This window comes from Sorangium sp. So ce363 (assembly GCF_051520435.1).
GTDB classification, from domain to species: Bacteria; Myxococcota_A; Polyangia; order Polyangiales; family Polyangiaceae; genus Sorangium; species Sorangium cellulosum_B.
On sequence record NZ_CP150333.1, the window covers coordinates 12,161,171 to 12,174,966 of the forward strand.

General features: G+C 70.0%; 11 protein-coding genes. 3 read left to right on the top strand and 8 right to left on the bottom strand.

What is annotated here, in order from left to right; translation table 11 throughout:
- Positions 1 to 385: 385 nt before the first annotated feature.
- A complete protein-coding gene (locus WMF12_RS45680; protein ID WP_437855115.1) occupies positions 386 to 721 on the top strand; it encodes a helix-turn-helix domain-containing protein in 336 nt (111 codons plus the stop codon).
- On the top strand, positions 718 to 1,278 hold the full coding sequence (locus WMF12_RS45685) for a sigma-70 family RNA polymerase sigma factor (protein WP_437855117.1): 561 nt from the start codon (positions 718 to 720) through the stop codon (positions 1,276 to 1,278). The genes WMF12_RS45680 and WMF12_RS45685 overlap by 4 nt, the downstream gene beginning before the upstream one ends.
- A gap of 50 nt (positions 1,279 to 1,328) precedes the next feature.
- On the opposite strand, the gene WMF12_RS45690 is transcribed toward WMF12_RS45685, so the two are convergent.
- From WMF12_RS45690 to WMF12_RS45700, 3 genes are all read right to left on the bottom strand, one after another.
- Positions 1,329 to 2,060 (bottom strand): hypothetical protein, encoded by a 732-nt coding sequence (locus WMF12_RS45690; protein WP_437855119.1) that lies wholly within the window; start codon positions 2,058 to 2,060, stop codon positions 1,329 to 1,331.
- Between the two features lie 3 nt (positions 2,061 to 2,063).
- Positions 2,064 to 2,192, bottom strand: coding sequence for a hypothetical protein (locus WMF12_RS45695; RefSeq protein WP_437855120.1), 129 nt, complete (start codon positions 2,190 to 2,192; stop codon positions 2,064 to 2,066).
- A gap of 421 nt (positions 2,193 to 2,613) precedes the next feature.
- On the bottom strand, positions 2,614 to 3,705 hold the full coding sequence (locus WMF12_RS45700) for an IS1 family transposase (RefSeq protein ID WP_437855121.1): 1,092 nt from the start codon (positions 3,703 to 3,705) through the stop codon (positions 2,614 to 2,616).
- A 284-nt stretch (positions 3,706 to 3,989) separates the two neighbouring features.
- Between WMF12_RS45700 and WMF12_RS45705 the strand changes: the two genes are divergently transcribed.
- Entirely contained in the window at positions 3,990 to 4,322 is a 333-nt protein-coding gene (locus tag WMF12_RS45705; RefSeq protein WP_437855122.1) for a hypothetical protein, read from the top strand.
- A gap of 826 nt (positions 4,323 to 5,148) precedes the next feature.
- On the opposite strand, the gene WMF12_RS45710 is transcribed toward WMF12_RS45705, so the two are convergent.
- The 5 genes from WMF12_RS45710 to WMF12_RS45730 all read right to left on the bottom strand — a co-directional run bounded on the left by WMF12_RS45710 (position 5,149) and on the right by WMF12_RS45730 (position 13,711).
- Positions 5,149 to 6,483: an SLC13 family permease gene (locus tag WMF12_RS45710; RefSeq protein ID WP_437855124.1), complete on the bottom strand. Its 1,335-nt coding sequence runs from the start codon at positions 6,481 to 6,483 to the stop codon at positions 5,149 to 5,151.
- On the bottom strand, positions 6,480 to 7,202 hold the full coding sequence (locus tag WMF12_RS45715) for a hypothetical protein (RefSeq protein ID WP_437855127.1): 723 nt from the start codon (positions 7,200 to 7,202) through the stop codon (positions 6,480 to 6,482). The genes WMF12_RS45710 and WMF12_RS45715 overlap by 4 nt, the downstream gene beginning before the upstream one ends.
- Positions 7,202 to 7,717 carry a hypothetical protein gene (locus WMF12_RS45720; protein ID WP_437855129.1) on the bottom strand — a complete coding sequence of 172 codons (516 nt, stop codon included), beginning with the start codon at positions 7,715 to 7,717 and terminating at the stop codon, positions 7,202 to 7,204. Before WMF12_RS45720 ends, WMF12_RS45715 begins: the two co-directional genes overlap by 1 nt.
- A gap of 9 nt (positions 7,718 to 7,726) precedes the next feature.
- The gene (locus WMF12_RS45725) at positions 7,727 to 13,432 is read right to left on the bottom strand and encodes a sensor histidine kinase (RefSeq protein WP_437855131.1); all 5,706 of its coding nucleotides are present in this window, start codon (positions 13,430 to 13,432) and stop codon (positions 7,727 to 7,729) included.
- Between the two features lie 153 nt (positions 13,433 to 13,585).
- Positions 13,586 to 13,711 carry a hypothetical protein gene (locus WMF12_RS45730; protein WP_437855133.1) on the bottom strand — a complete coding sequence of 42 codons (126 nt, stop codon included), beginning with the start codon at positions 13,709 to 13,711 and terminating at the stop codon, positions 13,586 to 13,588.
- Positions 13,712 to 13,796 lie beyond the last annotated feature (85 nt).

Below are 13,796 nucleotides of genomic sequence, written 5' to 3' on the forward strand. Positions count from 1 at the left end.
GCCTTCCGCCTGGTGCTACGTCGCGGTAATCCCAGGCGTTTCAGGCGTGGAAAACCTGCCTGATCGCATAAGGCCCGATCCATCTTTTTGTGGAGGCACGTCCAGCGGGAGACGAGTGCGACTCATCTTTTTGTGGAGGCACGTCCAGCGGGAGACGAGTGCGACTCATCTTTTTGTGGAGGCACGTCCAGCGGGAGACGAGTGCGACTCATCTTTTTGTGGAGGCACGTCCAGCGGGAGAGGTGGTGTCCTAATTTGAGGACTCTTGTCCTAGTTTGACCCAGGACCTTCGATGAGCGGCTAAGTTCGGCCGGAAGTAAGTGCAGCCCGCGGCGATTGCCGTCGCCCGGGCTGCGTGGCCGAACCCCGTTCCCCGAGGTCCGACATGAAGGTTGTACCTATCCGCGGAGGCGGAAGGCAAGGCGGAGATCCGCCCTCTGCCCGCCCGCGCCCCACCCTGTCCATGGGAGGCGAGGAGGCGCAGCGCCTCCGTGCCGCGCTCCGTTCGCTCCGATCCATGGCCGGCTCGACCCGTTGCCTCGCCGAGATGCTGGGCATGGGCGAGGGGCACCTACAGAACATCATCTGCGGCCGGCGCCCATCGTACGGCGTCGCCGTGCGTGCCGCGAAGCTGGCCGGCGTCACCGTCGAGCGACTGCTCGGCGGGCTCGCCGCAGCGGACCGCTGCCCCACGTGCGGCGCCCGGCGGGGTGCCCCATGAAGCGCCGGCGGAAGGGGGCCGGACGCCCGCCTGCCGCACGACACCCCCGGAAGCGACCGACGATGGAGGCGATCCTTGCCGAGCGCGGCATCGTCCTGGCGACGCTCGCCGGCATCCCGAAGCGCGACCGCCGCGACGTGGAGGCCGAGGTGTTGCTCAACGCCTGGAACGCCGTCCGCCGCGGGCTCTACAGACCTGACCCGCGGGACAAGCCCAGGGACGCGCTCCGGAAGTGGCTCCACGGCATCGCATGGCGCCTCGCCTCGCACTACGTGCACAGCGCGTACGTGCGGCGCGCCGTGCTCCATCCGTCGCCGCTCGGCCTGCTCCGTGAGCCCGTCGGCATCGACATGCACGCCCAGATCGAGGCGCGTGAGGTGCTCGACGCCATGACGGAGCTCCCGGACTGGCAGGTCGACGCGCTGCTCTCCGTCGACGATCCGGAGAGCCTCGTCGCCTACGCCAAGCGGCGCCGGATGAACCCGCACACGGCGGCGTCGAGGCTCCGCATCGCACGGGAAGCGCTGGCGCTGAAGCTGAAGAGGTGGCGGCGCTGAAGCGCGATCCCTACCGGCTGGGCGTTGCGCGAGGCTGCGCGAGAACGCCGCTACGGCGAAGATGGCTGAGGACTAGCAGTGGCGGCTGGAGTCTGTGTTGATGCATTCGCCGGGGCTGACAGCCGCTCTTTCACCAGCGCAGCACACGACACAAGAAACGCCGCGAAAGCGACCGCGGTCCCTATCCGCCACCGCCGTGCCTCCATAGCGTTCTTCGCGCGCTCTTTACGCTCGGCCTCCTCGGCCCTCTTGGTCTCTGCCTCTTGCTCCGCAGTCTTAGCAGCGAGCTGCTTGTTCAGTTCGTCCCTGGCTTCGTCGAGTTCGACGAGCGCTCCCTTGAGCTCATCGCAAATCTCTATAACGCGCTCATAGTGAGCATCTCTAGAGTCGCGATTTTTCTGCGTTTCTAGCAGAAAATCCTTCGCCTCACGAGCGCGACGACGTATGTCTTGGTACCTCAGACCTGGTATATCAATGAAGACAGTTCTATAGTCTTCCTGGAACAGTTTGATACGTTCCAGGTGGTACAAGGCTTCGGCTTCGGCCGCGTCGTACGTCGAGCGCTTGCAGTGGTTCAGTGCCTTTTGGGTTTCCCCAGACGCCGCGCCCGCATCAGTGGCAAGAATAGCTTGGACGATGTGGTACCCCGCGTAGCGGAGTTCATTCACGGCCGGGATGGGCAATTTGGTGTGCGTCTGCTCCGTTCTCTTGATCCGGTCCTCGGCCGTCTCCCAGAGTTCGGTCAGTGCGCGGAGCGCTGATTCGTCCAGTTGGCAGCCCACGGCTTAGAACTGGTACGTTGCGAGGGCCTTCCGACGCGCGTCGAGCTCTTCCTGCGTCTCGAAGCTGCCGAACTGGAGCGCTACGTTGCCGCGCGCTTGCAGCACGGCCACATTGCGAGCAAACTCGTCCATGCGCGGGTCACTTGCGCGCGCCTTGTCCAGCGGGAATGCAACTGCACCCTTGGGTAGCGAGCTTATTGTCATGGTAGGATCCATGTTAGCCGACTACGCGGCTACTTCACGTTTGCAGTGTCAGCGGCAAGCTGATACTGCAAACTGTTTTAGCGCGCCTTGTCCGGCCAAGGCGCAACGTAAGCGTTACTACAATCAGGCAATACTAAGTATTAACCATTATTACCTATATTCGCAAGCCATCCCTTGACGCATGAACATGGCATGGCCATTGCTAAGCGTGAATCTAGCCGAAATCGTTGGACAATTAGGACTGAGCCCGCCGTGCGCGGATCCGCCGTTCCGCCCGTCGGGGCACGGCAACTGGCCCGCCTAGCACAGTTATGGTGGATGCGCAAGCGGAACGTGGGTGGTTGTTAAGTTAATCTTCATCTGACTCGCTGAACAAGCTCAACTGCACCATCCGACGGGGCCATGGCGCGGGCGGCGGCTCAGGTTCGGGAGGGGCCGCGGCGGGCACCACGGGCGGCGGCTCCGGAGCAGATGGCGCCGACGGAGCGGACCCGCCCGGCAGCACCCGAAGCCATCCGCGCCCGCCGGGGAGCGCCCTGGCGGTGCCCTCCGGCTTGGGGATAGCGAGCGGCTGAGGCTCCGGCTTCTCGCCCGCGGGCTCGGCCAGCGCGGCGTCCATGAGCTCCTGCACCGTCCACACGTGGTCGGTGACGCCCGCCGCCATCGCCGGGGTGACCCGCATGTTCCGCGGGATGTGGCAGAGGTTCGTGTACGTGTAGTGCAGCGCGACGGCGGCGCAGTGCCGCGTGAGCTTCTTGCTGAAGGCGAGCGTGCGGCGCCGGAGCCGCGCGTTCCACTGCCGCGCGGTGAGGTTGCTCCGCTCGATCGCGTAGGTCGTGGTCTTCTCGTGGTCCGGCGTGCCGTAGATCGTGCGCTTCTTGATGAAGTCCACGCCGCGCTCGACGGCGAACTTCTCCGACGTCCCCGGCTTGCCAGGGCGCGCCGTGAAGTTCTTGATCATCTGCCCGTACGGAACGGCGCGCCCGAAGTTCGCCGCGATCGGCTGCGCGTAGAGGCCGAGCCCGTCGGTGGTGATCTGCGGCATCACCACGAGCCGCGCTCGCACGTCTTCGACGAGAGCGTCGGCGCTCTCCTGGTCGCGCTTCCCGACGTGCCAGGCGACGATGAGCTTGCTGGTGCGGCAGATGGCCGCCCACGTCCACTGCTCGCCCACGCTCCCCGCGTCGTCCTTCGCGGCATCCACCTTGTTCTGGCGCTTGCGGCACCAGCTGTGCTGCTCGTCGAGGTCTACGAGCGCGCACGTCAGGTCGCGCACCAGCCGGTCATGGAGCCGCGCGCAGCCCTCGCCGATGGCCTGCGCGAAGCGGCCGATGGTGTCGCGATGGACGCCGGTCATGCGCTCCGTCGCTCGGATGCTGGTGCCGTTCACGAGCGCGGCGAGCACCTCTAGCCGCCGCTCCGCTGGGAGCACGTTCGCCATGGGCTTGCACCTCTCCGGACGCGTGCCCATGATCGCAGCGCGACGTGCGACGGGTGGGCCACCATCCGGCGTTCCGCAGCCCCGTCTCGGGTACCAGCCGAGGCGGGGCGCTTTGCCTGTCCCACCAAGGTAGCACCGAAAGCCTATGTTTCCCGGCCTTTCGGCTCCGTTGGGACAGCGCATGTCCTAGCCCGTGTGCGCGTTTCCAGCCTGTTTGAAGGGTCTTTCGCGTGATGGCGCGCGGGCGTCGTCGGAGCGCGCCGAGCCCGTGGTAGGGTCGCCGCATGCGCGTGCGCCTCATCCTGGAGAGCGGCGGGCACACGCTGTCGAAGGTCGTGGAGCTCCCGCGGGTGCCCGCTATCGGATCGACGATCCGGGTTGACCGCGAGCGGCGCGTGGTGCTCCTGAAGACCGACGCTGGACGCAGCGAGGTGGACGTCTACCTCTGCGAGGACGCCGACGACCTGCTGATGCAGATCACCCCCGAGGTGCACCTCGCCTTCGTCGAGCTGATGAAGCGGGACGGGTGGGACGTCGAGGACGAGGAGGAGCTACGCGTGTGGCTCACGCAGCGGATCAACCGGCAGAACGAGGACGAGCCGGTTGAGCTGAACTGAGGCGTCGGGCCGTCAAGCGACCGGCAGACCTGCTGCCCAACCAGGGCACCACCGCACCGTGACCCCCCCTCGTTGCGCTCGGAAGCCTGCCGCCACTAGACTCCCCGGCGTGCGATGGATCCATGAAGCCATCGCACGGATGGCCAGGTAACTGCAAAAAAACAAGCCAACCCGTGCCCGCTAAGCTCCGGGTTGGCCTGGAAAGGGATCCCCTCTATGTGGACCTCTCTCGGTCGAGATCTGCCCTCAATCGCTGAAAACATCAAGCCACAGGTGGCGCCCATGCTGAGCGGCGACGCGCTCTTCTTGTTGGGCGTGCTGGTCGGCCTCTGGCTGGCGCGATCGTATGGATCCGCTGGCGGTTCTTCTGGGAGCCCGCCTCAGCTGCCACGGGGCGCTAGGTAGCCGCGCTGGCGCCTGCCGACCTGGCCGGAGGATTCCGGCCAGGTCGGCAGCGTGGCCTCCTGAAGACGATGTAAGCCGACGCTCGTTGCCAGGAGCATGCTCCTGCGCAGCGCGCCGGGCATCGGACGCGTTCGCGGTCAAGGTCGACCAGGCCCGTCTGTCCTAATTAGGACACCACCGCGGGAGACGAGTGCGACTCATCTTTTTGTGGAGGCACGTCCAGCGGGAGACGGGTGCGACCCGACTTCATGCTGGAGGGGGAGCCAGCGGGAGACGGGTGCGACCCGTCTTCATGCTGGAGGGGGGGCCAGCCGGAGACGGCTGCGACCCGTCTTCATGCACGAGGCGCATCCACCCGGACGTGGGTGCCACCCATCTCCCGCATGGGCGAGCCAGCTCCTGCCCCCGGCGGGCGCCCTCATCACGCCGCCCAGATGGCGAGGAGCGCGTACGCGATCGCCACGGCCTGGATGATCGCGAAGCTCAGGAGCCCGGTCGGCAGGAAATCGAAGAAGCCGAACCGGATGGGCCTGCCGTCGACGTCCCGCAGGTCGGCTCGCTCGGTGAGCGCCTGCGCGAGCGGGCCCGACGTCGCGGCGGTCAGGAAGAGCGAGCTGCCCGCGCAGACGGACAGGGCGAGGCCGACATACACGGCGGGCGCGGGCAGCCGCTCGGCGAGCGACTCGGCCACGTCGAGCAGCGCCGCCATGCTGGGGCCCGCCGAGAACAGCCCGGTGAGCACGCCGGCGAGGACGAGGAACGCGACGAGCTGCAGCGACGGGGCGACCGGGAGCCGCGCCAGCGAGCGCGAGACCTCCTCGAACAGGCCGGTGCGCCGCACCGCCGCGACCATCACGAAGAGCGAGAGCAGGAAGAGCACCGCCTCGATGTCGAGCCCCGTCCGCGCGAGCCGCTCGCCGAGCCTGCGCGACGCGAGCAGCGCCGCGCCGGTGCCGAGCCAGCACACGAGTTCGGGGCCGACGCCGAGCTCCGCGGGCAGGAACAGCCACGCGACCACCATCGCGCCGAGCGACGCCGCCGCCGGCACGAGGAGGCGCCGGTCGGCCCGCACCCGCCGGTGCAGCGCCTCCATGGCCGCGCGCGTGAGCCGCGCCGAGACCGGATCGCGCGGCATGCCCGCGGCCGGGCGCACCACCGCGCGCACGACGAGGAGCAGCACGGCGAGCGCGCAGAGCGTCGCCGGGGCGGCGCGCGAGAGGTAGCCCCCGAACGTCATGCTGCCCCGGCCGAGCAGCAGGATGGCCGGGAAATCGCCGATCGGCGTGGCGGCCCCGCCGAGGTTGCACGCGACGAGCAGCAGGCCGAGCAGCCAGGAGACGTACCGCTGGCGCGTGCCCATCAGCTTGAGCAGCACGTGCAGCACCGGAAGGACGAGCACGAGCGCCGTGAGGTTGTTGACGACGCCGCTCACGACGTACATCGCGATCGAGAACACCAGGAGGACGCGGAAGGGCTCGGCGCCGCTCAGCCGCGTCGCCGCGACGGCGAGCCGATCGAAGAGCCGCGAGGCGGCGAAGAGCTGGGACAGGAGCCCCAGCGTCACGAGGATGACGAGCACGTCCCACGGCACCTCGGCGAGCAGGCGCGGCGTGGTCGCGACCCCGAGCAGCGTCGACGCGAGGCAGGCGAGGCCCGCGCCGCCCGTCACGATGAGCACGCGGCGCGACGGCAGGAGCGCCTGGAGCAGCAGCGTGCCGAGCAGGACGGCGAAGAGCGCGGCCTGGGGGGCCGTCACGTCGCCTCGATCGTCGGCGCGAGCGCGCGCGGGTCGTCCGCGCCGGCGGCGGCGACCTCGGGCGCGAGGCCGCGCGGGGCCGGCCCGACGAGGGATGAGAAATCGGACGAGCTCGTCTCGACCATCCAGCGCGGGTACACCGTCATGGGCCGGCCGAGGATGTCCCAGCCGATCAGCGAGCGGAACTGGGTCCGCACGTCGGGGCCCGAGACGCGCAGCCACGAGGGGCTCACGTGCGCCGCGTGCCCGTCGGTGCCGTAGACGAACGTGAGCAGCGCGCTCCTCCGCCCGGCCCAGCGGTGGAGCTCGGACAGACCCACCGGCTCGATGAGCCCGTCGTAGTTCGCGAGCACACGGCCGAAGTCCGTGTCGAGCCCGCCCGCGTCGGTGACGAGGCCCGCCTCGACGCCGGAGAGCCGCGGTACGAGCGCGTCGAGGCAGTCGGCCTCCAGCCCCACGACGAGCAGCCGGGTCACGCCGCGGAGCGCGTCGAGGACGCCCGCGACGTCGAGCGGCGCCTCGGCGCCGCCGGAGAGCCACTGCTCGGCGACGAAGTCGAGGACGGGGAACTCGCGCCCGAGCTGGTCGCGGGCCTCGCGCGCGAGCGGGGCGCCGCCTGCGCCCATCAGCTCGCGCAGGAACAGCCGCGCCGCCGAGCGCATGCCCAGCTCGGCGGCCACCATCCGGAACGCCTGTCCGAGCGCCGGCGGCAGCGCCATCAGGCCGGCTCCGCCCCGGCGCGGGCGCGCTCGGCGCGCGCGAAGAGGGCGTCGAGCAGGCAGACCATCGCGGCGTTGGCGAGCGCGTGGTGCGGCGGGCCGTCGGTGAGGCAGTCGACGAGCGCCGCGAGCTCCGGCGAGCCCTTCGGGGCGAGGCGCGTCAGCGGCGCGAGCGGGATGGCCAGCGGGTAGTCGTGCTCGCTGCCGCGCGCGAGGTGCGGCGGCAGGCGGATCGGGACGGGCAGCGACTCGCCGTTCGGCGCGCCGCCCTCCGGCGGGCCGAGCTCCTCGAGCAGCAGACCGAGCAGGCAGACCAGCGTGTAGCTCGCGCCGCGGTGATGGACCGGGCCCTCCCCGACGATGCACCGGACGACGAAGGCGCGCTCCTCCGCGTCGGGCATCCAGGGGGCGAGCAGCGCGTCGAGCCTCGCGGGGCGGATGAACGCGGACACCACGGACGAGGGCAATGAAGGGTAGCGATGGCCGGGGTCGCGAGGCGGTCGGGGCGGAGGCATGAGGGCACTTCAGCGTAGCTGCCCGGAAGGGCCCGGATCCAGGCCTGAACCGCACTCCTCCACCTCCGGCGGGTTCAGCGGGAGCTCCACCACGAACGTCGCGCCCGCGCCCGGCGCGCTCTCCACCCGGATGGATCCGCCGTGCGACGCCACGATCGAGCGCGCGATGTAGAGCCCCAGGCCCAGGCCGCCGAAGTTGCGCACCGACACCGCGCGCTCGAAGCGCTCGAGGATCCTGCTCTGATCGGCCTCCGCGATCCCGATCCCCTGATCCCGGACGACCAGCAGCGCGCGATCGGCCTGCCTCCGTACGCCGACGTGAACAGGCTTGCCTGCGCCGTACTTCATCGCGTTCGACAGCAGGTTGATGAGGACCTGCTCCATGCGAGACGGATCCCAGCGCCCGATCACAGGCTCATCCAGCTCGAGCTGGACGCTGCAGCGGGCATCGGCGAGCTGCTGGCTCATCCGCTCGACGACCTCGCGCGCCAGGGCTGCCAGATCGACCGGCGCGCGCGCGAGCGCCAGCGGCCCGGCGTTCAGCCGCGTGACGTCGAGCAGCTCGTCGACCAGGCGCCCGAGCCGCGCGATCTGGCGATGGAGCACCCGGAGCGCGGCGTCGATCCGCTCCGGGGCGACCTCCGCACGCCGGTAGCGGGGCAGCAGCCGCTCGAGGAGGTGCGCCTGCATCGCCAGCGAGGTCAGCGGGGTGTTGAGCTCGTGGGAGGCGACGACGAGGAACTCATCCCTCCGCGCGATCGCCCCCTGGGCCTCGGCGAACAGGCGGGCATTGTCGAGCGCGAGCGCCGCGCGGAACCCCAGCTCCTCGGCGAGCCGCAGGTCGGCAGCGCCGTAACGGCGCCGGGGCGTGGTCGCCAGCAGGGTCATGACCCCGAAGCACCGGTCGCGCGCGAGGAGCGGAACCCGGACGAACGCGTGGACGCCGAGGTGCCGCAGGAGCGGCACGGGGCCGACGTCGCCCACCTCGGGCCGGAGCGGCGACGCCGCTGCCAGGGGCCGCAGCGCGCCCTTCACCGCGTCGGCCAGCTCGGCCGGCACGCCTGCGGAGATCGTGTGTCCCGGGGCGCCGTGATCGAGGTCCACGTCGATGACGCACTGGTCGGCCAGCTCGGGCAGCGCGAGCTGCGCCACGCTGTCGAGGGTGGCGTTGTAGCCGAGCGCCATCAGGTTGCGGCTCGCCTCGGCCAGGAAGCGCTCGGCCTGCTCGGAAGCCTTGAGCGCCTGTTCCGCCCGCCGCCGCTCGGCGTTCTCCTGCTCCAGCTCGGCATAGAGCAGGGCGTTCTCCAGCGAGATGGCCGACTGCGAGGCGAGCAGCTCGATGACGCTGAGCCGGCCGGGGGTGAAGGCGCCGGTGACGAGGCTGTTCTCCAGATACAATAGCCCGATCAGCCGGGTCTGGCGCACGATCGGGAGGCACAGCACCGATCTCGGGCGCTTGCGCCCGAAATACTCGTCCTCCATGAAGCGGTGCCGCGCGGCGGCGTCGTCGAGCAGCACGCGCTCGTGGCTCCGGCGAACATAGTTGAGGACGGCCTCTGGCAGCGCAGCCGAAGGCGCCTCGCCCGCATCGAACAGCCGTACTGCGCCCCCTGGGTCCTCGATCGCCGCGATCCAGAGCTGCTCATCCCGGACCAGGAGGACACAGCCCTCCTCGGCGCCCGCGTGCTCGACCACGATGCGAAGCAGCGTCTCGAGCAGCCGCGAGAGCTTGAGCTCGCCGGAGATGCTTTGCGCGGCCTTCACCACCGACAGGACGTCGAACTGCTCGGCCCGTACGGCGAAGGTGACGGTGGGGGCGAGCGGCTTGCGCTCGACGAGGTGAGGGTAGCGCTGATCGAGCTGCTCCACCTTGGCGTGGGCGCCCCAGCGGAAATAACCGGCGCGGGCGTTTCGCAGGTAGCTGTCGGCGGGCGTCGCGAGGCCGCGCGCGCGATAGAACTCCGCGGCGAGCTCGCAGGCGATGGCCTCGTGCTGGACGAAGCCACCCTCGCGCGCCGCCGCGATGGCCTGCTCGTAGAGCCGGCTGGCCTCCGGCTCGCGCCCCAGGAGCCGGGCGATCTCGGCGCGGACCAAGGCGTGCTTGTGGAGGAAGTTGTCGGGGCCGCTCCTGGCCCACTCGCCGAGCTGCCGCTCGCACTCGAGGAGCTCCTCGGGGAGCGCCCGCAGCGGGGATGGCTGCTCCTCGTGCGCGCCGTGCGCCTCGTCGAAGAGGGCCGCGAGCGCGAGCGCGCGATAATAGAAGCTCTCGGCGATGAGCGCGTGCGGCCCGACCCTGGGGGGGTGCTCGGCGATCGCGCGGGTCGCCGCCGCGAGCGCCTCTCGGGGAGAGCCGAGCACGAAGAGCGCCTGCGCCTTCAAGCTGTGATAGAAGTCGCGAGCGGTCTCCAGCTCCCCCCCTTCCAGCCGCGCCTCGAAGGCCGGCGGATCCAGCTCGGACCCGTCCGGCATCGAGAGGCGGACCGGCCTCCCGCGCAGCGTCTGGATCATGGCCTGGCCGCCGAGGAGGGCGTTGTGCGCGAACGCGTGGCCGACCCTGCGCACGAAGCCGAGGCGCTCTTCGACCTCGTGAAGCACGTCGTCCAGCGGCTCGCCAGCGAGCAGCGGGAACAGCGCGGCCCAGATGCAGTTGAGGCACGCGTCGTTCACATCACCGGACTCGACCGCGGCGCTGAAGCCGTCGCGCGTGTACGGATACGTCTCTCGGTAGTGGCGTGTCCAGAAGACGACATAGTGTCCGAAGAGGATGACCACCAACGATTTCGTGGTGAGGAGGCCGCTCCTGTCCGCCAGGTCGTGGCCGAGCCTGCCGAACAGGTAAGCCTCCCGATATCGCCCGAACCTCGAGCTCATCACCATCGCGAAGGCGGCGTACGCGACAGCGGAGTGCTCGGTGTTGCCGTGGCGCAGACTGAGCTGGACCATGCGCATGACGCCGAGGTGGTACAGGTTCGGGTCCACGAAGAACGAAGGGAGGGACACGCTCTGCAGCACGCCCATCGTGATCTTGATCTCCGGGTGCGTCATGGGGGGCAGGTGGATCAAGTCCTCGATGGCCCGATCGCCCAGGGCCTGCCAGACGCTCTCGATCTCCTTCTCGATCTGTGCGTCGGTGGGGTGGAGCGGCAGATCGACGTCGCACGCGCGGAGGCACGAGAGCCCGATCTCCACCGCGCGTGCGTAGTGCCCGCGGGTCGCGTTCAGCGCGGCGACGAGCTCGACGACGGCGGCCGTCTCCTGCCGGGTCCTCGCGCGATCCATGAGCTCTTCCAGGCGCCGCTCGGCTTCCTCGTAGCTGCCGGTGATGTACGCGATGTGCGCGCGCTCGAAGGCCAGGCCGTAGGTCAGCTCGTGACACGTCTCCCACGAGTCCGGCGAAAGCAGGGAGAGGCCAGCCGCGAAGAGCGCGGCGGCGGACTGGAAGGCCGCGGCGGCCTTGGCCTTCCTGCCGGCGCGGAGGTTCAGCGCCGCGATCTCGTCCCGCTCCGCCTGGGAGCGCAGGAGCGGGGCGCCGCGGTTGAGGTGGCCGACGACGTCGAAGAGCGCGTCGTCGCGCTCCTCGGCGCGTTGTGCCCCGAGGAGCAGCCGCCCGATCCGGAGGTGCATCTCGGCGAGCTGTCCCGCCGGGATGAGCGAGTAAGCGGCTTGCTGCACCCGGTCATGGAGGAATCGATAGGCGCCGCCTCGGCGGAGGAGCAGCCCCTCCCGCACGGCCTCCTCGAGCGCGTCGCCGAGCTCGGCCGCCGGACGGCCCGCGACCACCGCGAGCGTGTCGAGCTCCAGGCTGCCGCCGAGGCACGCGGCGAGCGTGAGCGCTTCCCGCGTTGGGACCGAGAGCCGCTTCAGCTTGCCCGCCATCAGCTCGACGACGTTGTCGGTGAACGCCTTGTCCCGGATCGCGGCGATGTCCCACCGCCACCTGCCCTCGTCCGCGTCGAAGGTGATGAGCCCCTCGTGGTGCAGCGCGATCAGGAACTGGAGCACGAAGAACGGGTTGCCGCCGGTCTTCTCGTACACCAGCCGCGAGAGCGGCTCGGCCTGCTCTGCGGGCGCGTGCGGCGCGTGGACCGCCTCGGCGACGATCGCCCCGACATGGCCGGCCGAGAGCGGCTCGAGGACGAGCTCGGAGACAGCGGCGCCGCGCTTCCGCGCCTCGGCCAGCGTGAGCCGCAGCGGGTGCGCGGGGCCGACCTCGTTGTCGCGGTAGGCGCCGATCAAGAGGAGGTGCTCGGACCCGGCGTAGGTCGCGAGCTGCTCGAGCAGCTGGAGGCTCCCCGCGTCGGCCCACTGCAGATCGTCGAGGAAGAGCGCCACGGGGTGCTCCTTCTGGGCGCATGCCGCGACGACGCGCTGGAGGGTCGCGTGCAGCCGGCTCTGCGCCTCGGCGGGCGGCAGCTCGGGCACGGGCGGCTGGGGGCCGAGGAGCAGCGTGAGCTCGGGGAGCACGTCGGCGAGCAGCCTGCCGTTCGGGCCGAGGGCCTCCCGGAAACGCTGTCTCCAGCGCTCGACCTGCTCCTCGCTCGCGCAGAGGATCTCCTGAAAGAGCGCCCGGAACGCCTGATGGAAGGCGCAGTAGGGGACGTCCCTCGCGGTTCGATCGAACTTGCCGGAGAGGAAGAAGCCCCGCTCCCTCACGATCGGCCGGTGCAGCTCGGCGACGAGCGACGACTTGCCGATGCCCGCGTAGCCTGACACGAGCACGAGCTCTGGCCGGCCCTGCGCCACCACCCGCTCGAACACGGCGAGCAGCGCCTCCACCTCGCGCTCGCGCCCGTACAGCCGCTGCGGCACCTGGAACCGGTCCGAGAGGTCGCGCTGACCGAGCGCGAAGGGCGGAATGTCGCCGCTCGCCCGCCACCTCGCGAAGCACTCGTCGAGGTCGTGCCGCAGGCCGGCCGCGCTCTGGTAACGCTCCTCGGCGGCCTTGCAGAGCAGCTTGAGCACGGCCTGCGACACGAGCGGGGGAATCGAAGGGACGAGCGCGTGCGGCGGGACCGGCTTCTGCGCGATATGGCAATAGACCCACGCGACGGGATCGCTGGCCTGGAATGGCAGGGTGCCCGTCAGCATCTCGTAGAAGACGACGCCCAGGGAGTAGAGATCGGTCCGCTCGTCGATCCAGCGGTTCATCCGGCCTGTCTGCTCCGGGGCCATGTACGCCAGGGTCCCCTCGATGAGCCCGATGTGCTCGAGGTGCTGGAGCTCGCGGGGTATCCGGGACGCAATCCCCAGATCGGTGATCTTCACCTCGCCGGTGATGGGGTGGACGAGCACGTTCTGAGGCTTGATGTCCTTGTGGACGACGCCGTATCGATGCAGCCCGGCGAGCGCCTCGACCAGTCGGACGGCGAGGGGGAAGAAGCGCTCGAGCGGCATCGGCCCTTCCAGGAGCCGATCGAGCGAGACCCCGCCGAAATCCTCCAGGACCAGCGCCGGCTGGCCGCCGAGCAGATCGAGCGCATAAGGCTTGACGACGGCCGTTGTATCGAGCGCCCGGGCGATCTCGTACTCGTGACGCAGCCGCTCGACGGCGCGGGGGCTCGCGTGATCGCGCCGGAGGACCTTGAGCACCACGGGAAGGCCGTCGTCTTCGCGTACACCTCGGCAAAGAAGGGTGTCTGAACCCTCGGAGAGGACCTCCACGATGGCGTAACGGGACGACGCCCCGTGATCGGAGCAGGCGGGAATGGTGTTCACATGAGCCGTACGACCCTAATGTGCGACGCATGCTGCCATGGTCGGCGCGCCTCGCCATCGCTTTGAGCGGCGAGGCGCCGGACATCAACCGACCTCCTCCGCGAACCCCCAGCGCGCGCTGCGCCGCACCCGAGGGTTATCCTGTCGATGACATCATGGCAGGACCTGCGCCACGCGCTGGCTCGCGAACGCCGTCGCCTTCCACCGCTCGACCGAGCTCTCGTGCAGCAGCGCGCGGCAGCGCTCGATCGTCGCCTTCGTGGGCGGTGCCCCGTTCATCGCCCGGAGGTGCTGGCCGAGCTCCGGCGCTCCCGCCGGGGGAGCGCCCGCGCCGCGACGCCGTGTCGCACAACCAGAGCGGCGG